Below are 19,730 nucleotides of genomic sequence, written 5' to 3' on the forward strand. Positions count from 1 at the left end.
CGGACGCATGATTCTGTCAATCAGTAAAATTACAGAACTTTAATGGGCTTTTCAAGCTCTGGGAGGGTTTGAAGTATCAAAACAATCCCCGATAGCGAATAAATAACAAAATCACAGCCCAAGAGCCCAGGGCTACCTTAATTCCGACTAAAATATTCAATACAGGAATTACCCCGCCACTGAATAGATCTCCAAATTGTCCCGGGGGTAACTCCAAACCCGCTAAAGTCATCAGAGATAAAACTATAAAGATTAAAACCGAAATTTTCTCCCAGAACGAAGCTCTATATCGCTGATAAATCCCCATCATCCAATCGGGGGAGGAAGTAATTGCAATTAAACCGATCGCGGTTCCCCCAGCGACTCCGGCCGCAAAACCTCCCCCCGGAGTCAAATGCCCCCTAATGGCTAATTCAATCCCGACTAAAGCACTAATTGTCGCTCCCAAACGGGCTAAAATAATTGAGGGTTGATCACTAAACTGATGGATACTGGCTAAGGGTTTCTCATTGCCGAGGAGAAAATAGACTCCCATGGTGGCGATGGTAAATACCACCACCTCAAAAATCGTATCGTAGAGTCGATTTCTGAGAATAATGGCTGTGACTGCATTAGGAATTCCGCTATCATTCACAATTGATTCCACCCCCGACAAAACTGATGCACTAGATTCAGGATTGGGCAGAATTAAAAACTTAGCATAAATCAGAATTCCGGCTAAGATATAAATCCATTTCATCACTATTTTTCCCCCGATAGTGGTGTTTTAACATAGGTTAAACGAGTTGTAGATGCGGAAAATTGAGGTTCCATGATCTCATATAAACGCTGAATGCGGGTAAGAGTCTCATAGGGTTGAGCGGGTTCGGCTTGAATACAGGTGAGATGAATGTCTTTATCGATTAAAGCCTGTTGTAAACTGTCTTGATCTTGATAGGAAATTAACTCTAACCGCAGATGATATTTGCTGAAAATTTTGCGAAACTCATCTAGGATCGGCTCATTTCCTAGGTCTTGAATCACCCCCAAACGCACAACCAGAGAGGAACGCACCGCCACCGCGTAGAGGGTAATCGCTAACAGGGTTCCGACTAACGCCTCGGTTAAGGCCACATCTGGCGCACCCAAAACCGTATAGAGTAAGACCGCGATCGCTCCTAATATCCCCCGCACAATCAAAGCGTGATAGGGGTTTGCCTCCAATACCACCATCGCCGCCGCCAAGGGAAGTAAGGCCGTGATAATTTTAATATAGCTATCGTCCATGATCGACCTCGCTACTCGAACAGTAAGCCAACACATACCCCAAAATAGTATTCCAGATCGCCAGGGAAATTAGGGCGAGAATCAGTAAGGGCCATTCCCGAGGAATTTTCAAGAGTAACCCAGCGATAATAGCCATCGATCCTAGGGTATCGGAGACGGAAAGACTATGGAGTTTGAATAAAATGGATCGGTTTCCCATTAAGGGAATGGTTCCCCAAAACCAAAATAGGAGTCCTATACCGATGAGAAAATAGCCAAATAAATCGATCATTGTTGTTCATTCATCCTTTTTAAAAGGTGAGCTAGTAACATAAATCCGGCGTTGCCAACACTGAGAATAATCACTCCCACAATCCCGATCATCCAGTCATCTCGTAAAACTGAGATCACTAAAATCATCACCGATGTCTTTGTCGCAATACTGGCAAAGGCTAACATCTTCTCCCAAATATCATCCTCTTGCCAACAGGCTTCTGATATGGGAATTAATAAGGCAATAATCATGGCAATCAAAACCCATTTCATCTGGCTCTCCTCCGTCGTACCCAATGGACAGCATACCAACCGTCTTCGTGGTATTTAACAACAATAGTTTTTGGGGTAAAGGTAATCAAAAAGATATCTAAAAAAATCAAGCCCGGTGTCCGGCGAGGTTTGACTTCTTCCCGGGTGATTTCCTCGTAATTATGGGGACGGAAGATCATTTCAAAGGCTTCAGCATAGGCTTGAGGAATGGCGATCACAATTTCATAAAAAACCCATAACCAATCGGTTAACACCGTTGGCGTTTTACGCAAACCGGGTAAAAGCAAGGCAATTGCGACCCCGATAATAATATTGGTCAGGCTAAAATTGGCTGTTAGTAGAAACCAAATTACTAACCGTAAAATTAGATTCAGATAGCCGATCATGACCACACCATCCAGAATAAAAGAATTAACATCAGACTCATGACCCCCATCAAATGCTCAAATTGTTCGATGACCCGGGGGAGTTTAATTGATAACCGTTGAATCCCGAAAACATAGATTAACCAACCCAGAATAATCGTGATCAGAGGTTTGATAATATTAGCCAGGGTATAAGCCTGATAGTAGACAATATTGGCGCCCACCAAACCCGCTAGGAGTAGAATTATCCCTGGCCAAAAGCTTTTTCTGACTTTATCCTCTCCCCCAAAAGGTAAAAAGATAAATTTGGCAAAGGAGATGGCCGTACCCAACGCGGCTATATTCATGCCGATCACTTGCCAAGGTAAAAGATTTTTCATGGTTAACACCTTTGCCCCAAAACCTGACAATAGGGGGAAACCCGATATGGAAAAACTCGCGATCGCCAACGCGATCCAGAGGTGGGTATTCATCGGCTGATGTTTAATTTCTGAGAAATTCCGACTCGGTAAAGTCCCCGCTATCAAAAATAAAGCGGATTTAACTAAGCCGTGGGTGAGGGCATAAAATCCTCCCACTTCCGGTGCTGCTAAAACAAACCCTAATTGGGAAATGGTATGAAAAGCCAGCATCCGCTTAGTATCCTTTTCAAACATGGCATAGGACACCCCCAGCAGGGCGGTGCTGACTCCAAAGAAACGGACAATGGGATCGATCTCACTAATCATCAGGGCTAAACGCACCAAGGGAAATACCCCGGCTTTGACCACCACCCCAGACATTAAAGCCGATACGGGGGTTTCTGCTTCCGAGTGGGTTAAGGGCAGCCACAACCCAGAGATAAAGATCCCTCCTTTGATTAATAGTCCTAAAAAAATCAGGGCGACGGCTTCGGGTGGCACACCCTGTAAACCGGTAAAGGCAAAGGAATGATGGGTTTGATAGACTAATACCGCCCCGACTAAATAAAACAGCAGGGCGACGTTACTAACAAACAAATAGCGCAACCCTACCCAAATTGACCGATCAGATCGGGGATACACAATCAACAAAAAGGTGGCTATTCCAATTACCTCTAATGCCACATATAAACTCATGAAATCCGCGCAGATAAACGCGGCATTCAGGCTACCGTGTAACAGAGTAACTTGGGTATAAAAAAAACTGGTTTTATTGGTATGCCAGCAGTAGAGGATCACTGCTGCGGTGACTAGCCCATTGGTTAAAATAAAATAGCCACTGAGTTGATCAATAATTAAGCTAACCCCGAAATGATCGAGTAACTGTAAATTCAACGGAGACGGATTCAGTAAGGTTTGTAACCCATATCCTATTGAAATAATTGCCATCCCTAGTGCTAAAACTTTATCCAGTTGGGGGAGAAGATAAATTGTAAAACCCAGAAAAAAGGGCAGTCCAATCCAAACTAGGGCTAGAGTTGTCATGGTGTATTATTTTTCTCGATCTCGTTAGTTTCTAAGGTGGGATTATCCTGGGCGAGTTTCATGACTCCGACTAGCATTAAGGCCTGAATTGAAAGACCGATCACAATTGCTGTTAAAATCACCGCTTGGGGGACGGGATCGGCGTAACTTGGATGGGCGGTATCCGCAAGAATCGGAGTGAACAAACCGTCTCGGGAGGCGACCAGTACATAGTAGCTAATCACACCCGTACTCATGACATCCATCGAGATCGTCTTCATCAGCAGGTTTTTTTTCAGGATAATTCCGAAAAACCCGCATAGTATGGTGGCAAAGACAAAGGCTTCTAACACGAGAATTAGCGAGGTAATGGGGAATGGGTAAGGGAAATTGGATATTACAAGTTGTCAGTATCGATTAACCTTGAAATCGATACAGTCCGGTTTTTATCGAGACTGGCTCTATTAAAGCGAGTCATTTTTGTTTTAACTCTATTAAAATAACACAGATATTCAGTTTGTGGTCAGGGGGAGCGAAAACTTAGCCGCCCACCACATTGCCTAGCATCTACCGGGACTTACGCAAATGTGGGGATGTAACCCTAGATTTAGGGGTAATTCATGAATTACCCCTACTATTGATAGCGGTGATGCGTAAGTTCTGATCTACAATGAGATTTCAGATCAGAACACCGAAAAAACCAATGCCGATTAGCGACTATTCCCCTTCCCAATCTGGACAAGTTTCGGTTTCCGACCCCATCGGGTGCATTCCACAAACTAATAAATTTCCCCCATAAACTTGTCCGTGATAATGGTGACATCCTCGACAAGCGGGGTGTTTGGTTTCTGTGGGTTGAATATATGTGACAAAGGGATCAAAATGTTCGCCTTCGCTATCGATATCTAAATCCAGACCTAAATCCAGATCAAAATAAATATCAATAATCGGTTCAAAGATATCATTGATATATTCATCCAGTTCGGGAAGAATTTTATTTTGTACCTCATCGGTAATTTCTTCCGAAATCTTGGTGAGTCCGTCTAATATTTCGTTCAATTCTTCAGTCACGTCTGTAAAAAACTTCTCCATTTCAGAAATGGTTGTTTCTATCGCTTCTACAATACTTCTTGACCAATCTTCCATGACACCGATAACCAGTTTTCTGAATAATTTATATAAAATATAGCAAAAAACAGCTATACCAGGATTCCAGTATAGCGCGATCGAATTAACCCTTCACCTTGAATTTTTTTGTCGGGTCAACTTCCTAATCTTTCTGAAGGCGACGTAATTCCTCTTGTAAATCCCGCACCTTGTCTTTTAACTGCTCAACTCCATCATCTTTGTGATCAGAGTCATCATCATCATCTAAAATTTCAATCAAACGGGGTTCGGGCTTTTTGGGTGGAGGCGCAGGTTCATTCGTCGGTTGTTGAACTTGCTGAATCGTATCTTCCACAAAACGACGTGCTTCTTCCGTGGTCATTTCCCCCCTTTTAACTAGCTCATCGGCTAATTTTTGGGCATCTGTGCGTAACTCAGCTAGGGTTTTACTCGCTTTTTCCCCTGCATAGGAGGCTAAACCGACCCCTAGATAAACCGCTTTTTGGACAAGATCTCCGAAACCCGCCATAATGACTCCAGTTTCTTAAAACTATTATTATCAATTACACACTTGCTGGCTAACAGTTAATCAACTTTGTCTGTAATCCGTGTTCAATCGCGATATCGTCTCAAAAAAGTGACCCGGAGTTTACGCCTATCAGAAGCATCCCGTATTGCTGCTACCTTCCGGTTCTGACAAGATTTGGGCGTTCCAATCGCATAAGTCCAGGTCATTTACTACTATAACACAATTTTTGATTTTGCAACCCAACATCCCAAATCAATTACGAATTATGAATTACGAATTACGAATTGGTTTTGGATTTTGGGTTTTGGGTGATATTTAGCGAGCGTCCTCGCTCGCCCTGCTCCCTATTCCCTGTTCCCTGTTCGTAATTACCCATCCCCTGCTCCCCCTACTCCCTATTCCCTGTTCGTAATTCGTAATTCGTAATTCGTAATTCGTAATTCCCTACTCACTTCCGCGCTCTAGCGGGTAATCGTTTCTGCTTCTTATGGGGTGCTTTAGGTTTTAATGCGGGTCGAGGACGAGGTTGAGCTCGAACCGGTTGGTCATGTTCGAGGGAGTCTTCTTCAAAGTAGTCAACAAAAACATCGGCCCCATTCACAATCGCCCCTAAAAGTCGCGGACGATATTTTTTGGGATCTTCATCCTCGGTATCCATTAATCTGTCCGTAACCTCCCCTAATAGCCCCGAGGAGGTATAAACCGGACGGGTCACGATCACCATCCCATCGGTGTAGGGTTCCAAGGTTAAAACATCATTATTGCCCTCTAAGGCCGGACTATCCACCACCACAAAATCAAACCGATAGCGGACTTCTTCTAATAGGCGGCGTAATTCACTAGATTCTAAAACCGTTGCTGGGTGACGCACTCCCCCCGGACTGGGAATGACGTATAAATTAGAGACATCGGGAACTAGACGAATACAACCATATAAATCCCCATAATATTGTAGGGGTTCTACCCCACTCTGGGGATCGAGGGGTAATCCCAGGGATTCTACTTCCGAGGGCGATCGCAAATCCGCTTCAATTAATAAGGTACGTTTACCACTGCGAGCCGCGGCGATCGCTAAATTATAAGCACTTAAAGTTTTTCCTTCCGCCGCTCCTACACTGGTAATTAAAATAACTTTAGGGGATTTATTCCCCACCCGTTGTAAATTACTGCGAATTTTTTCATAAAATTCCAGATAGGGAGAATAGCGTTTAAGTAACAAGGGTAAAACATAATCTTCGGGGAATAAAAACACATTAGGAACCACTCCCAAAAGCGGAATTTCTCGCTCTTTAAACGCTCCTTGAATTTCTTCCCAGGTGTAGAATTTGCCACTGAGCATTCCCAGGATAAAAATAATCACCCCCCCGCCTAAAACCCCTGCTAGTCCTCCAATTGCCAACATTAAAGCCATACTCAACGCTTTAGGAATTTCGATATCAGGAGCTTGTGCTTCTTTGGCGATCGCTAAACTACTGGTAATTTCAGCTTCGGCTGCTTTGGCATCTACTAACCTCGCCTGCATTTGATCATACAACGCTTTTTTAAAAGCCACTTGCTGTTCTAGCCGTTGTTTTTCCGATTGTTTATTTGGAATATCAGCATAACTCCGCTTGAGGTCTTCTCCCGTTTTTTGGGATGATATTAATTGTTGTTCTAAACTTTCCTTTTGAGTTTTTAACCCAATCAAAGTTTGAGCTAATTGTTGGCGAGTTGGGTCAAGAGAAGAATCAACCCGAATTTGATCGACCTGACGTAAAGGAGCGGCAATTCCATCGCCACCTAACACCTCAGACGCTCGAGATTGTAACTGTTGTTCGGCGGCTTGTTGACGTTTAACTAATTCCGCCACTGAAGGATGTTGATCTTTATAATCCTTGCGTAAAACTGCTAATTGGGATTCAATTTCATACAGTTGCACCCGCAGTTGAGCAATAATCGGATCAGTCGCCAAGGCTTGGGAAACAAAAGCCTGATCCGCATTTAATCCCAACTGAGATTCTAAACTCATCACTTGAGCATCGAGGGCATCTAACTGTAACTGAATCTGTTTTTGTTGCTGTTCATTGGCTAAAATTGCCGCGGGCAAAGAGCCACTTTCTAAACTTAAAATCGTCGCGCCTTCGCGTTTATCATAATTTTCCAGTGCTTTTTCTGCCTTTCTCAATTCTGCTTCAGCCGGTTTTAAACGTTCTTGAATCAGATTAATAATACTATTCAATTGTTGAGCGTTAATAATCCGACTTTGTTGTTGCATTTTATCCATCAGTTGATTCACAAATACAACAGCCCGTTCTCGGTTGGAATCTTGAAAAGAAACCGTAATTTTCATCGGAGTACCGGGAAGCTCTTTTGTCGCAGGAATAGCCGGTTCTAGTTTAATCCCTAATCTGTCCTTCAACTCCTCCGGCACAATCTTAAATTCCTTCACCATCGGCCCCACAATACTTTGAGGAAGCAACATTTCCGGTGCTAGTTGTTGTCCCTGTTGTTGAATCACCTCCCCGGTTTTAGAAAAGATCACCGGACTGCTTTGGGCGGTTAAAATACCCGTTGCTTTATAGGGAGGAGCCACTGGAGGTTCCATCAACATTGCAGCGGCTCCCGATGCCCCTAACGCGACAATAAAGGTGGCAAAACCCGCCAATTTATATTGATCAAAAGCAATTAAATATCGTTTAACAATGGGTAAAGTCATAGAATTACGAATTATGAATTACGAATAGGTAACTGATTATCTTCTATTATTACTGCCACCACTACTACCACTGGGACTAAATAGATTTTCTACTCCGCTTTGTAACTGTTGGAAAAATAGCAGAAATCCGAGAATATCGCGAAAAGGTTGGGTAAAATTATTTAAAACAAAACTCACCTGAGCCACCAAATTTCGGTTAACAACAATCACATCATTGTCTTGTAATAAAACATTATCCGTGCCATCCCCCGCTAATACATTTTTACCATTTAAAATTTGCTTGGTAGGTTTTCCGGTTTCTGGATCATAACGAATTAAAGCGATTTCCTGCAAATCCGATAAATTCAAAGGAACGGAATTTAATACATCAATAAAACTACTGCCATTTTGTAATGCTACCGTTCCCACTGTATTCACAGGATAACTCAAAATTCTCACCGTAATTTGGGGACTAGCTAAGGTCGATGTCGCTACCAAACGTTGATCATAACCCTCTAGTTCATCCGGTTGTAGTTTCGGGATAATAATAGCATCGCCATTCTGTAACGATACATTCGGTAAAGCCGTGGCCTCTTGAATTGGAGTGTACAAATCGATAATATCCTCGATTAAGCGACCATCGGCCGTAATCCGACAAATCAAAACCGACCGTAAATCCGAGGTGATTCTTGCCCCACCAGCAGCCTGTATAGCCGTTGTTACCTGTCCACTACCGGGGGGAAGTTGATAAAATCCCGGTCGGGTGACATCTCCCACAATGGTGACACTGACGGCCGTAGGGGCGGCGGCCAAACTATAGGTTTCTAAAATATTCCGAGTTGGCCCTTGATAGGCTCGCACCTCCTGGGAAGGAATCACAATCACGTCCCCATCTTCGAGTAACAAATCTACGGGTCTGACACCTAATAATAAGGGTGTTAGCAAATCCACATCCGTTTCCACCACCTGACCATTGGCTAGGGTGCGCCGAATTTTAATCATTCTTAAATCCGCGGCCGTTGTGGTTCCCTGGGCCGTTGTCAGGGCGATCGGGAGTTCGGGACTGGCTAAGGGATAAAATCCCGGTCTAGCCACTTCCCCCGTCACCGTCACCCTGACCGGACGCTGGGTTAATAAGGAAAGATTGGTTTGGGGATTTTGCACAAAAGGAGTTAAATGGCTATTAATAATCCTTTGTACCTGTTCCAAGGTTAAATCCTGAACCCGAATCGCTCCAATTAAAGGTAATAAAATAGCACCATCGGGGGTAACGGCCGTGACGGGGACGCTGAGATCATTAGAACGCTGGCCATTAATAAACACATCAATATAGAGTTGATCGCCGGGGCCAAGACGATAATTTACCCCGCGATTTTCACTTAAACGCCGGAAATAAATATTATCAATCGGGGGTGCAACGGCTCCAGAACGGTCTAAGACGGGATTTCCGGCCCTGTCAAACAGTTGGATCAGTTGGGGCCAGGTGGGTTGGGGAAAGCTTGGGGGCCGTAATTGTCCCCCCGGATAGGGTTGGGCGGCTACCCCTTGGGGAATTACACATTTTTCCGGCAGAGTGACGGTCTGGGCTAAAACCCGTTGTCGGGCCGGAAATCCCCACAGCAAGGCGGCGAAACAGACGATCCAACTGGTGGAATAGAGACTGGTGAGAAATAGGGATGCCAGGGTCTGGCGAGAATATTGATTCATGTTCAATAATTTACGAGCGTTGCTTGCTGCAATTGTGGTGTCTACGCAGTTAGGATAAAACCGTAAACCTTTTTCTATCTATTCCGGTGTTTCCTGTTGTCTGTTTCCCCCCATAGCTAGGGCTTCAGCCATTAGGGAGGCTTGGATACTTTCACCCAGGGAAACGGCCACGGGCCAGACATCTTTAATATTATCTAAGGGTTTAATCGGAATCAAAAGACTGACACCCACCCAGGGGGAGCGATTTCGACTGAGTTGGGCGGCGCGATCTGCCCAAAACCAACGACTCGGCGATGGATCTCCACCATTGGGCCAAGCATACCACTGAGCAACGGCCCAGGTCTGGGTTGAATTCCAAGCCCTAAAAAATTGGACTTCAACTTCAACCGGGCTCATTTCACCGGAGGTGGATTTGACTGAAAAGCGATCGAAACTCAAATTATCGGTTTTCCATCCGAGAAATCCATTAATATCCATCCATTCGAGTTGAGGCTGATCTTTATAGTAATTTTGGGGAAATAATAATACTATTGCCTTCTGATCTTCCCGTTTTACTTCCTGTTTTAACCACTGTTTATTCCCCGCGCCTATCGATTCAATTTTAATTGTTTGCCATCCTGGAATGGTTAACCCTTCTTTTCTAACGGTTTGAAGTTGGGGCAGGGTTTGGAGTTGGGGCATATCCATCCATGGCCACTTTTTATTGATATAGCCTGGCAGTGCAGCACCGATTAATAACACCATCATGAGGATAATAATGATAATTTTAGACTGTTTTTGTTGTGGTTTCATATCAAGTATTTGCATTAAATTATTATTTATTGATTGGGGTTTTCTAAGGTATCTGGGGAATCCAGAGGAACATAATGTTGTAAGCCATTAATTAATATTACTAATAAACCTAGCATCGCTGCTGAATATAAATCTCCGCCCCAACCTTCATGGAGCCATGAGAATAAACCGTCTTGACCGGTGCCATGAAACAGGGTTAATAAGGTATTGCGAATAATATTAGCAATCACACTAATTAAGCCCGCACTCACTAAAAAGAAAATACTCAGTTTTTTGGAGTCTAAAATTCCTGTCCAATACAGCAACATTAATCCTACATACAAACTGGTAAATAACATTTTTAGCCCGGCGCAGTGGGGGGCAACTTCCACAATTTGATCATTCACAAACAGATAAATTTGTTCTACATGGACATCTAAATCAAATTGAATCAGAATAAATCCAGCCACATTAGCAATAAATTTCTGCAAGGGTAAGGCTAAGGGTTCGATTAAATACGGTAAATGATTAGGGGTTGCTAGTAATACAAAGACTAAGGGCATTCTTTGTAATTGAAAACCACTGATTCCTTTAAACGCTAGGCAAAGTCCCGCCAACATCACAGGAAAAGAAAGATTAACTAAATCCGATAAACCGCTCCAATAAAAAATACTACTGATCACAATTAAGCCTATTCCTAAGGGATGGCTAGTATTCGTTAAACGTTTCCACTGATGGCGTTTTGTCCAGGTAATATAAGCGGCAAAGGGTAAACCAATTAAACCATGACTAAAATATTCATGTTCAATACCGATAGTTTTATTCAGCCAGCCATCATACCAATGAATTAACAGGGGTGCATACAGCAACACCATTAACAAAATAATAATCCAATTTAATAAATATTTGTCAAAATGGGTGGGAATTTGGCGATTCATTTGCATAATTATTATTAAATGTTAATGGTTTAATCCTGCCTTTTTCCCCAACTTATGCTCTAGTTCGGGGACATTTATAGCACTACGCATTACAGTTAGGACACTTTTGAGTTCTGAAACCCTTTCACTGCTTACTGTTCCCCGTTCCCTGTTCCCTGTTCCCTAGTGCGTAGCGCTATAGTCGATGATTTATAGGGTACTCACGCACCCTATAATTGCTTGATTTTAAGCACCAATGGCAGATTGAATGGCTGTCAATACTTGATTAATTTGGTAGGTTGTTAATCCGGGATACATGGGTAAGGATAAAATTTGCTGACTTAATTTTTCAGTTTGAGGAAAGTCTCCTTGTTTGTAACCTAAATATTGATAAGCGGGTTGGAGATGGCAAGGAATAGGGTAATGAATTCCGACTTGTATTCCCTGTTCCGTTAATTTGTCTTTCAGGGTATCACGGTTAATAGCACATTCCTCCGTTACCCTAATTACATAGAGATGATAAACATGACCATCGGCACTCTGATTTTCAATGGGAATAATACCTCGTTCCCGCAATAATAGAAGTGAGGCATCATATTTTTCCGCAGCAAAATTGCGATCGCGATTCCAAGTGTTTAAATGGGGTAACTTAACATTTAAAATTGCAGATTGTAAGGTATCGAGACGGCTATTCGTTCCTTTTTCCGTATGTAAATATTTTTGAGGGGCGCCATAATTGCGTAGACTCCGCAGATTTTGAGCCACGATTTCGTTTTGGGTCACAACCATTCCCCCATCCCCAAAACAGCCCAAATTTTTACTGGGATAAAAACTAAAAGCCGCTGCTAACCCAATACTTCCGGCACCATAACTTTCTCGCTCGGCTAAATGGGCTTGGGCTGCATCTTCAAAAATGATTAAATTATGGGCGGCGGCAAAAGCAAATAGTTGATGGGGGGAAACCATTTGGCCATAGAGATGCACGGGAATAATTGCCTTGGTTTTTTGTGTTACCACCTGGGCGGCATGATTAAGATCAATCAGGGCTGTATGGGGGTCACAATCGACTAGGATGGGAGTGGCTCCCGCGTGTAATACTCCAATGAGTGTGGCAATAAAGGTATTCGCCGGAACTAGAACTTCATCCCCAGGTTTTATCCCACAGGCTTGTAAACCCAGAGCGATCGCATCGGTTCCACAGGCTACTCCTACCCCATACTGCACTCCACAGGCTTTAGCAAAGGCGATTTCAAATTCTGTTAAGGCGTGACCTAAAACAAAGTCGCCCTTATCCACTACCGTCAGGATGGCGGCTTGAATTTCGGCTTTCAGGGGTTCGTGGATCAAACTCAAATCCACAAAGGGAACAGAAGTTAGGGTGCTAGTCATACAGAAACCATGAGCATACATCAGCAACACCAGCATAACTTAACAGTTAGCAGTCATCGGTTAGCGGTCAATTTCCGATCATTGCACAAACGATTTATTGTAAAATTACAACAGAACCCATAAAATCACCAAATACAAGGGTCGGGTTAGCTGTAGGGGTGTTCCAAACCCTTTGCATAAGGTTAGAAAGCGCGAAAATGACTAACTCTGGTAGTCGGGTGTTAAGTCAATTCCCAAGGCCCTTTATCGTTTACTAACAAGGGAAACCACAAAAACTATGCCACAATTGAATCTGATTGATCCCAATGTCAACGGGAATCTCGGGTCTATATCTTCTCCCGTTACTAACGGTCACACTCTTTGGACACAGCATCGTGATCATCGGGATCAAGCCTCAGAGCATAAGGCAATTCAAACGATTCCACAACTCGAACTCGATTTGAATGCAACCAACCAACAATTGATTGATGCCGATGCCGTTACTATTGTGAAATGGGCGGCGGAAGTGTTTGGGAATGGCCTAGTTATGAGTACCAGTTTTGGCATTCAAGCCGCGGTGATGCTACATTTAGTAACTGATGTTGTGCCGAATATTCCGATTATTTGGGTCGATACGGGTTATTTACCCACAGAAACCTATATTTTTGCCGAACAGTTAACCGAACGCCTCAACCTAAATTTAAAAGTCTATCAATCTCCTGTCAGTCCGGCGCGGATGGAAGCCTTACACGGACGATTATGGGAAAAAGATGATATTGAATCCTTAAACTATTACGACAAAATTCGGAAAGTTGAACCCATGCAACGGGCTTTAAAAGAATTAAAGGCGACCGCTTGGTTAGCAGGATTACGCGCCGATCAAACCCACCATCGTAAAACCTTAAATCCAGTTGCTCAACAGTCGGGAAGATACAAAGTTCATCCGATTTTGTCTTGGAATTCTAGGGATATTTATCAATATTTAACTGCCCATGATTTACCCTACCATCCCTATTTTGATCTGGGTTATACAACCGTAGGAGATTGGCATTCTAGCCGTCCTTTAATGGCAACGGATGAAAACGAACGGGATACTCGTTTCCGGGGCTTGAAACAAGAATGTGGTTTACATTTACCCCAAACCGAGGAAGAAGCAAAAAGTTTGGATTCCAGTGCCTTATAAATTAACTCTTTCTTTCCCCCGTCACCGGGGGATTTTTTATGCTGAAAAAGGTGGGCATAGCCCACCCGGAAATTAAGCTCCTACGGATTCTTTTGCCGCATACATTACTTCTAAGGAAATTTCGTTTAAACCCCGTTCCCGGGCAAATTTCTCGGTATTGCGTTTGACTTTACCGCGCACAAACCCAGGAACTTTATTCAGTTCGGTTTGAGCTTCTCGCGTCCAATTCAAATCGGAACCCGCCGAAATTCCTTTGGTAATTACTTCTTTGGTATCGTGTCCGCCGAAGATTTCTAATAGGTGATCTTCCATTCCTAAAGTAAAGGAATTATAGATTAAATCGGTAATTTGATTGGTTCCTTCATAGCCTAAAAATGGTTTATAACCGATGGGGAAATTCTGAATATGAATCGGGGAAGCAATCACACCGCAGGGAATATCTAAACGTTTTCCGACATGGCGTTCCATTTGAGTTCCAAAAATAGCAGAAGGTTCAATTCTGGCAATCATATCGGCGATTTGACCGTTATCTTCACTAATCAGAACTTCATCACAATATTCACTCACTTGTTCTTTAAACCAATCGGCATCATATTTGCAATAGGTTCCGGCACAAACAACATGAATTCCCATTTCCCGCGCCAGAATTTTAGTCATGGCGGCGGCGTGGGTATTATCCCCAAAAACAACAGCTTTTTTTCCGGTTAAATTCTGACAGTCAATGGAACGGGAAAACCAAGCGGCTTGAGAAACATACAGGGTTTGATTATCAATATATTCGCTATAATCAACATTCGCTCCTTGGGCATTAATTACTTGTTGAATTTTGCGAATACAACGGGCGGTTTCCACCACTCCCATCGGGGTAATATCGACACAGGGAGTTCCGAATTCTTCTTCTAAATATTTCGCCGTCATTAACCCTAATTCTCGATAGGGAACTAAGTTAAACCAAGCGCGAGGGAGATTTTTTAAGTTATTAACTGAAGCTCCTTCGGGAATAACTTCATTGATTTCAATTCCTAAATCTACCATTAACCGTTTTAACTCGGTACAGTCATGATGGTGATGGAAACCCAGGGTTGAGATGCCAATAATATTAACGGAAGGTTTTTCGGTTTTGCCTTCAGGGATATCGCCTTTTTTCTTGGCTTTTTCAATATAAAAATGAACGACTTGTTGTAAGGTTCGGTCAGCGGCTTGCAGTTCATTAAAACGATAATGATTCACGTCTGCTAACATGACATCGCCTTTGGAATCGAGTTGGGCGCGTTCAACAAAATTGTGTAAGTCTTCTTGTAAAATACTGGAGGTACAAGTAGGAGTTAATAAAATTAAATCGGGGTGTTCTTCTTTATCTTTTCTAATAATATTATCAACTACTTTTTCTTGGGAACCCCGGGCTAAAACGTTCCGGTCTACGACACTGGCGGTGACGGGGGTATAGTTCCGTTCCCGTTCTAACATAGAGCGCATGACGTTGAAGTAGTCATCGCCTAAAGGGGCGTGCATGATGGCGTGAACGTTTTTGAAGGAACTGGCAATTCTCAGGGTTCCAATATGGGCAGGGCCAGCATACATCCAGTAAGCTAATTTCATAGCGTGTTTCTCCGTTGATAGGTGATCAGGACAGCTTGTTTTATGTTCTCAGAAATTGTGCCAATCGCTATGAGTATTTATACATGGCGATCGCTTGCACCAAACCGGGTTTCTCAACCCTAAATCTTGATTTTAGACCCTAAACGACGGCTAAAAACCCGATTTCTTAATTCATTTTGACACTAAAACAATAATAACATTGTTTAATTGCAATGATTCTTAAGTTTTGAGCAATATTTTGTTAAATTAAATAGAAATGTTAAGTTCAATCCCAAAAACTTGACATAAAATTAAAACTATGGTTTGAGTTATTTTCTGTTGAGGTAAAAATGCAAACATCAGAAGATTGGGAATGGTTAGCCGCGAGTTCTGAATATTTAGCCGCGGTTGCCATTCAAGAGTTATTAGAGGAGCAAAAATTTATGGAAGCGGGAGCAGGGTTAGCGGTTTTAATTGAATCTATGGGAAAATCCAAGAAATTAGCTTTAAAAAGTCAGTTAACCCGGTTAATGATGCACATTATTAAGTGGAAATATCAACCGGAAAAACGGAGTTCTAGTTGGGAAACTACGATTATTTCCGCCAGAGATGAAATTGCTGATATTCAAGAAGAAGTTCCCAGTTTAAATCGAAATTACTTGGAATCAATTTGGGAAACTTCTTTTAAAAAAGCTATCAGACAAGCGGAAAGTGAAATGAGCAAAAGATGTCAATTAACCGCCTTATCTTGGCAAGAAGTATTTGAAGACGAATATAGTTTATTTGATTATAATTAAGGAGAAGGGGTTTATGTCAACTCAAATGGATTGGCTAGATTTAGCCATGAGTTCTCATTATCTGACGGCATTAGAAGTTAAGAACTGTTTAAAACAGGGAAATATTATGGAAGCTACGATAGGTTTAGAGGCATTAATTGAAGCAATGGGACGATCTGATAAACGAGCGTTAAGAAGTCAGTTAATTCGGTTAATGGCTCATGTTATTAAGTGGAAATGTCAACCCCAAAAACGAACTTCTAGTTGGTCAATTACAATTTTATCAGCGCGGGGTGAAATTGAAGCAATTCAGGAAGATACACCCAGTTTGAACCGAAATACTATTGATTCAATTTGGGATAAATGTTTGGAAAAAGCGGTTAAAGAAGCGGAAACAGAAATGAATCAAAAATGCTCATTAATATCTTTATCTTGGCAAGAGGTATTTGAAGAAGAATATACTTTATTTGATTATAATTAAACTTAGGAGTTATTATGCAAACTGGAAAAGATTGGGAATGGTTAGCCGCGAGTTCTGAATATTTAGCCGCGGTTGCCATTCAAGAGTTATTAGAGGAGCAAAAATTTATGGAAGCGGGAGCAGGGTTAGCGGTTTTAATTGAATCTATGGGAAAATCCAAGAAATTAGCTTTAAAAAGTCAGTTAACCCGGTTAATGATGCACATTATTAAGTGGAAATGTCAACCGGAAAAACGGAGTGGCAGTTGGTCTATTAGTATTCGTTCATCGCGTCAAGAAATTGCTGATATTCAAGAAGAAGTTCCCAGTTTAAACCAAAATTTTATTGATTCAATTTGGCAACAATGTTTTCAACGGGCACTCAAGGATGCTGAGGATGAAATGGGGAAAAAATGCTCACTAATATCTTTATCTTGGCAAGAGGTATTTGAAGAAAAATACACTTTATTTGATGATTATAATTAAATGTAAGTAGGTGGTCATAAATAAAGTCAATAATAGAAAAAGATTGTTTAGGATAATTCTTGAGAGTTACTCAGGGAATTAAATCGCAAGCGATCGCAGGTACAATCATTTCTTTCGTTTCTATCTTCAATGGCTTGAATCACAGCTTGGCTCAAATCATATTCATCTTCAAACATTCTTCCCGCCAGTTCATGAGTTTTTAATTGATGCCATTCTGGTTCGATTTCATTCAATTCAGGGCTATAAGCAGACAGGAAGAAAAATTCTAATTTTTTGTCTTGCCACTCCCTTTCTTTTTCTTGTATTTTTTGACTTTTATGGACACTGTAGTTATCTTGAATCAGTACGGTAATTTGTCGAGTATTTTGAAAATGCTTTTCAGCTTTTTCCGCTTGCCAATCTATAAATTTTATGTAATTCTCACTTGTAATTCCTGACAAACTTAAACCGTACTCAAAACTTTTTCCTTTTTCTAATACTCCAATTACATTCAATCTTTTTCCTCGCTTTTTCGTCTGGTTTATTTGTTTCTGCTTCCCCTTTTTTACATAGGTGTAACTCACAGGACTCCATAAACAAAAACCTGCCTCATCTAAATATTTTAATCTGACCAAACCCTCTTCTTCATAACGCTTTAACGTCTCCAAATCTCTTTTCTTGCTCGCTGTTTTTTCGGGATTCTGTTTTTTCTTTAAACTGGCTTTTGTTCTTTTCCAGCGCCAGTCTTTTTTTTTTAAGATTTTTCTAATTCTTTCTGCGCTTAGTGCGATCGCTCTCTCTCGCAGAAGTTTTTCCGACAGTTGACGGCTATTATAAGTTCTTTCATCTGACTCTATACAAGTTTCTAAATATTCTATATCTTCTTCTTTCCACCTCCGTTTTCTTCCCGAACGAGGAGCATCAAATAATCCTTCTTTTTCTTGATTTATCCATCGAGTTATTGTTTTTCTTACCATGGCTTCTGAACACCTTAAAGTCTGGGCTATTTTTGAGACCATCCATCCTCCATCACTAAACATTAATATATCTATTCTCTGCCTTGTTCTTTTCGGAACTTTCTCTTGCTGATACAGAGTTAGTAGCTCTTGTTTTTCTTCTTCTGTTAGTTGAATTCTTAACCTCAGTGGCATGACTATTCCTCTGATATTTCTTCATTTCTTATTTTAACTCTATTTATGACCACCTACTTAGTGCGAGCGTCCTCGCTCGCTAACTTTACTACTATCATCATCCTCGCTAATTTTACCACCCTACTCTCAATATCCCCTTGTCTACAATTAAAAATAGTTGTATAATCAGGTTATCTATTGAGTAAATAACAACTCACTATTTTTATATCATTTTTACTGCCATGATTAAAAGAAAACCATTTATCGCTCTATTGTTATCAGGAATAACCGGTGCTTTAATATTAGCCTGTAGTTCCTCTGAACCCTCGGGAAATAACACCGCTTCTAATCCCAATTCAACCCCAAATACCGTTGAAAATTCTAAAGTAATTCCGCTTGGAGTCGTTCTTGCCCAAACCAGTAACGCCGCTTTATTAGGAGAAGAACAGGTGATTGGGGCGAAAATAGCTGAACAATATTTTAACCAACAAGGAGGCGTGAATGGAACCCCAATTAAATTAGCTTTTCAAGATGGCGGAGGCGATGAACAAAGCGCGATTAATGCCTTTAATACCTTAATTAATCAACAGAAAGTTGTCGGAATTTTAGGCCCTTCTTTATCTCAACAAGCCTTTGCCGCTGACCCGATTGCAGAACGGGCAAAGGTTCCGGTTTTAGGCCCTTCTAATACGGCGAAAGGCGTTCCTCAAATTGGCGATTATATTGCCCGGGTTTCTGCTCCCGTTGCAGTTGTCGCCCCGAATGCTGTAAAAGCCGCATTAAAAATCAATCCTGATATTAAAAAAGTAGCGGTTTTCTACGCTCAAAATGACGCTTTTAGTAAATCAGAAACGGAGACTTTCCAACAAACGGTTAAGGATTTAAACCTGGATTTGTTGACGGTGCAGAAATTCCAAACCACCGACACCGATTTTCAAAATCAAGCCACCGCAGCGATTAATTTAAACCCGGATTTAATTATTATTTCGGGACTGGCGGCGGATGGAGGAAACTTAATCAAACAGTTACGACAATTGGGCTATCAAGGATTAATCATTGGCGGAAATGGTTTAAATACTTCTAATATTTTTTCCGTCTGTCAAAAAGAGTGTGATGGGGTAATTATTGCCCAAGCCTATAGTCCTGAAATTGATAATCCGATTAATAAAACCTTTCGCGAAACCTACGCAGCCCAAAATAAAAAAGAACCCCCACAATTCACCGCCCAAGCCTTCGCCGGAGTTCAAGTATTTGTAGATGCGTTAAAAGCCGTTGACCAAAAAAATAAACTCGATGGTTTATCCTTAGAACAGTTAAGAGAACAATTAAATCAAGCAATTTTATCAGGAAAATATGAAACAGTTTTAGGCAATATTTCTTTTACCCCCGAAGGTGAAGTAGTGCAGGAAAAGTTTTATGTTGCTCAAATCAAAATGGATGAAACCGGAAAAAATGGTAAGTTTAGTTATTTAAAATAGTGGGGTGC

The 19,730-nt window shown here is 41.7% G+C and carries 21 protein-coding genes and 1 other RNA gene; 5 read left to right on the forward strand and 17 right to left on the reverse strand.

The window, feature by feature from the left end; translation table 11 throughout:
- Positions 1-76: 76 nt before the first annotated feature.
- From PL9631_RS09545 to PL9631_RS09615, 15 genes are all read right to left on the reverse strand, one after another.
- Positions 77-739, reverse strand: coding sequence for a Na(+)/H(+) antiporter subunit B (locus PL9631_RS09545; protein WP_083619426.1), 663 nt, complete (start codon positions 737-739; stop codon positions 77-79).
- A gap of 2 nt (positions 740-741) precedes the next feature.
- Positions 742-1,266 (reverse strand): DUF4040 domain-containing protein, encoded by a 525-nt coding sequence (locus PL9631_RS09550; protein WP_083619428.1) that lies wholly within the window; start codon positions 1,264-1,266, stop codon positions 742-744.
- Positions 1,256-1,537, reverse strand: coding sequence for a monovalent cation/H(+) antiporter subunit G (locus PL9631_RS09555; protein WP_083619431.1), 282 nt, complete (start codon positions 1,535-1,537; stop codon positions 1,256-1,258). Before PL9631_RS09555 ends, PL9631_RS09550 begins: the two co-directional genes overlap by 11 nt.
- On the reverse strand, positions 1,534-1,791 hold the full coding sequence (locus PL9631_RS09560) for a hypothetical protein (protein WP_083619435.1): 258 nt from the start codon (positions 1,789-1,791) through the stop codon (positions 1,534-1,536). Before PL9631_RS09560 ends, PL9631_RS09555 begins: the two co-directional genes overlap by 4 nt.
- Positions 1,788-2,177, reverse strand: coding sequence for a Na+/H+ antiporter subunit E (locus PL9631_RS09565; RefSeq protein ID WP_083619437.1), 390 nt, complete (start codon positions 2,175-2,177; stop codon positions 1,788-1,790). The genes PL9631_RS09560 and PL9631_RS09565 overlap by 4 nt, the downstream gene beginning before the upstream one ends.
- Entirely contained in the window at positions 2,174-3,601 is a 1,428-nt protein-coding gene (locus PL9631_RS09570; RefSeq protein WP_083619440.1) for a cation:proton antiporter, read from the reverse strand. Before PL9631_RS09570 ends, PL9631_RS09565 begins: the two co-directional genes overlap by 4 nt.
- Positions 3,598-3,933 carry an NADH-quinone oxidoreductase subunit K gene (locus PL9631_RS09575; protein ID WP_083619442.1) on the reverse strand — a complete coding sequence of 112 codons (336 nt, stop codon included), beginning with the start codon at positions 3,931-3,933 and terminating at the stop codon, positions 3,598-3,600. Before PL9631_RS09575 ends, PL9631_RS09570 begins: the two co-directional genes overlap by 4 nt.
- A 364-nt stretch (positions 3,934-4,297) precedes the next feature.
- Complete coding sequence (locus tag PL9631_RS09580) at positions 4,298-4,726, reverse strand: hypothetical protein (RefSeq protein ID WP_083619444.1); 429 nt, start codon at positions 4,724-4,726, stop codon at positions 4,298-4,300.
- A gap of 124 nt (positions 4,727-4,850) precedes the next feature.
- Positions 4,851-5,216, reverse strand: coding sequence for a phasin family protein (locus PL9631_RS09585; protein WP_083619446.1), 366 nt, complete (start codon positions 5,214-5,216; stop codon positions 4,851-4,853).
- A gap of 107 nt (positions 5,217-5,323) precedes the next feature.
- An RNA gene (ffs, locus tag PL9631_RS09590) (signal recognition particle sRNA small type) lies at positions 5,324-5,420 on the reverse strand.
- 244 nt (positions 5,421-5,664) lie between these two features.
- Positions 5,665-7,911, reverse strand: coding sequence for a GumC family protein (locus PL9631_RS09595; RefSeq protein ID WP_083619447.1), 2,247 nt, complete (start codon positions 7,909-7,911; stop codon positions 5,665-5,667).
- 36 nt (positions 7,912-7,947) lie between these two features.
- Positions 7,948-9,597 carry a polysaccharide biosynthesis/export family protein gene (locus PL9631_RS09600; RefSeq protein WP_083619449.1) on the reverse strand — a complete coding sequence of 550 codons (1,650 nt, stop codon included), beginning with the start codon at positions 9,595-9,597 and terminating at the stop codon, positions 7,948-7,950.
- 78 nt (positions 9,598-9,675) lie between these two features.
- On the reverse strand, positions 9,676-10,389 hold the full coding sequence (locus PL9631_RS09605) for a cyanoexosortase B system-associated protein (protein ID WP_231516688.1): 714 nt from the start codon (positions 10,387-10,389) through the stop codon (positions 9,676-9,678).
- Positions 10,390-10,415: 26 nt separating this feature from the next.
- Entirely contained in the window at positions 10,416-11,312 is an 897-nt protein-coding gene (gene crtB / locus PL9631_RS09610; protein ID WP_083619457.1) for a cyanoexosortase B, read from the reverse strand.
- A 219-nt stretch (positions 11,313-11,531) separates the two neighbouring features.
- On the reverse strand, positions 11,532-12,674 hold the full coding sequence (locus tag PL9631_RS09615; protein ID WP_083619460.1) for a DegT/DnrJ/EryC1/StrS family aminotransferase: 1,143 nt from the start codon (positions 12,672-12,674) through the stop codon (positions 11,532-11,534).
- A gap of 277 nt (positions 12,675-12,951) precedes the next feature.
- On the opposite strand from PL9631_RS09615, the gene cysH reads away from it, so the two are divergent.
- A complete protein-coding gene (cysH, locus tag PL9631_RS09620) occupies positions 12,952-13,836 on the forward strand; it encodes a phosphoadenosine phosphosulfate reductase (RefSeq protein WP_083619464.1) in 885 nt (294 codons plus the stop codon).
- A gap of 72 nt (positions 13,837-13,908) precedes the next feature.
- Here cysH and bchB read toward each other — a convergent pair whose 3' ends face one another.
- Complete coding sequence (gene bchB / locus PL9631_RS09625) at positions 13,909-15,435, reverse strand: ferredoxin:protochlorophyllide reductase (ATP-dependent) subunit B (RefSeq protein ID WP_083619467.1); 1,527 nt, start codon at positions 15,433-15,435, stop codon at positions 13,909-13,911.
- Positions 15,436-15,764: 329 nt separating this feature from the next.
- On the opposite strand from bchB, the gene PL9631_RS09630 reads away from it, so the two are divergent.
- From PL9631_RS09630 to PL9631_RS09640, 3 genes are read left to right on the forward strand one after another with little or no spacing between them, the layout of a single operon-like run.
- Entirely contained in the window at positions 15,765-16,211 is a 447-nt protein-coding gene (locus PL9631_RS09630) for a DUF29 domain-containing protein (protein ID WP_083619469.1), read from the forward strand.
- 13 nt (positions 16,212-16,224) lie between these two features.
- Positions 16,225-16,671 carry a DUF29 domain-containing protein gene (locus PL9631_RS09635; protein WP_083619472.1) on the forward strand — a complete coding sequence of 149 codons (447 nt, stop codon included), beginning with the start codon at positions 16,225-16,227 and terminating at the stop codon, positions 16,669-16,671.
- Between the two features lie 14 nt (positions 16,672-16,685).
- Positions 16,686-17,135 (forward strand): DUF29 family protein, encoded by a 450-nt coding sequence (locus PL9631_RS09640; RefSeq protein WP_083619476.1) that lies wholly within the window; start codon positions 16,686-16,688, stop codon positions 17,133-17,135.
- A 47-nt stretch (positions 17,136-17,182) separates the two neighbouring features.
- Here PL9631_RS09640 and PL9631_RS09645 read toward each other — a convergent pair whose 3' ends face one another.
- Entirely contained in the window at positions 17,183-18,265 is a 1,083-nt protein-coding gene (locus tag PL9631_RS09645; protein ID WP_083616166.1) for an IS630 family transposase, read from the reverse strand.
- A 221-nt stretch (positions 18,266-18,486) separates the two neighbouring features.
- Between PL9631_RS09645 and PL9631_RS09650 the strand changes: the two genes are divergently transcribed.
- On the forward strand, positions 18,487-19,722 hold the full coding sequence (locus tag PL9631_RS09650) for an ABC transporter substrate-binding protein (protein ID WP_083619479.1): 1,236 nt from the start codon (positions 18,487-18,489) through the stop codon (positions 19,720-19,722).
- The last annotated feature ends 8 nt before the right edge of the window (positions 19,723-19,730 follow it).

This window comes from Planktothrix paucivesiculata PCC 9631, assembly GCF_900009265.2.
Lineage (GTDB): Bacteria > Cyanobacteriota > Cyanobacteriia > Cyanobacteriales > Microcoleaceae > Planktothrix > Planktothrix paucivesiculata.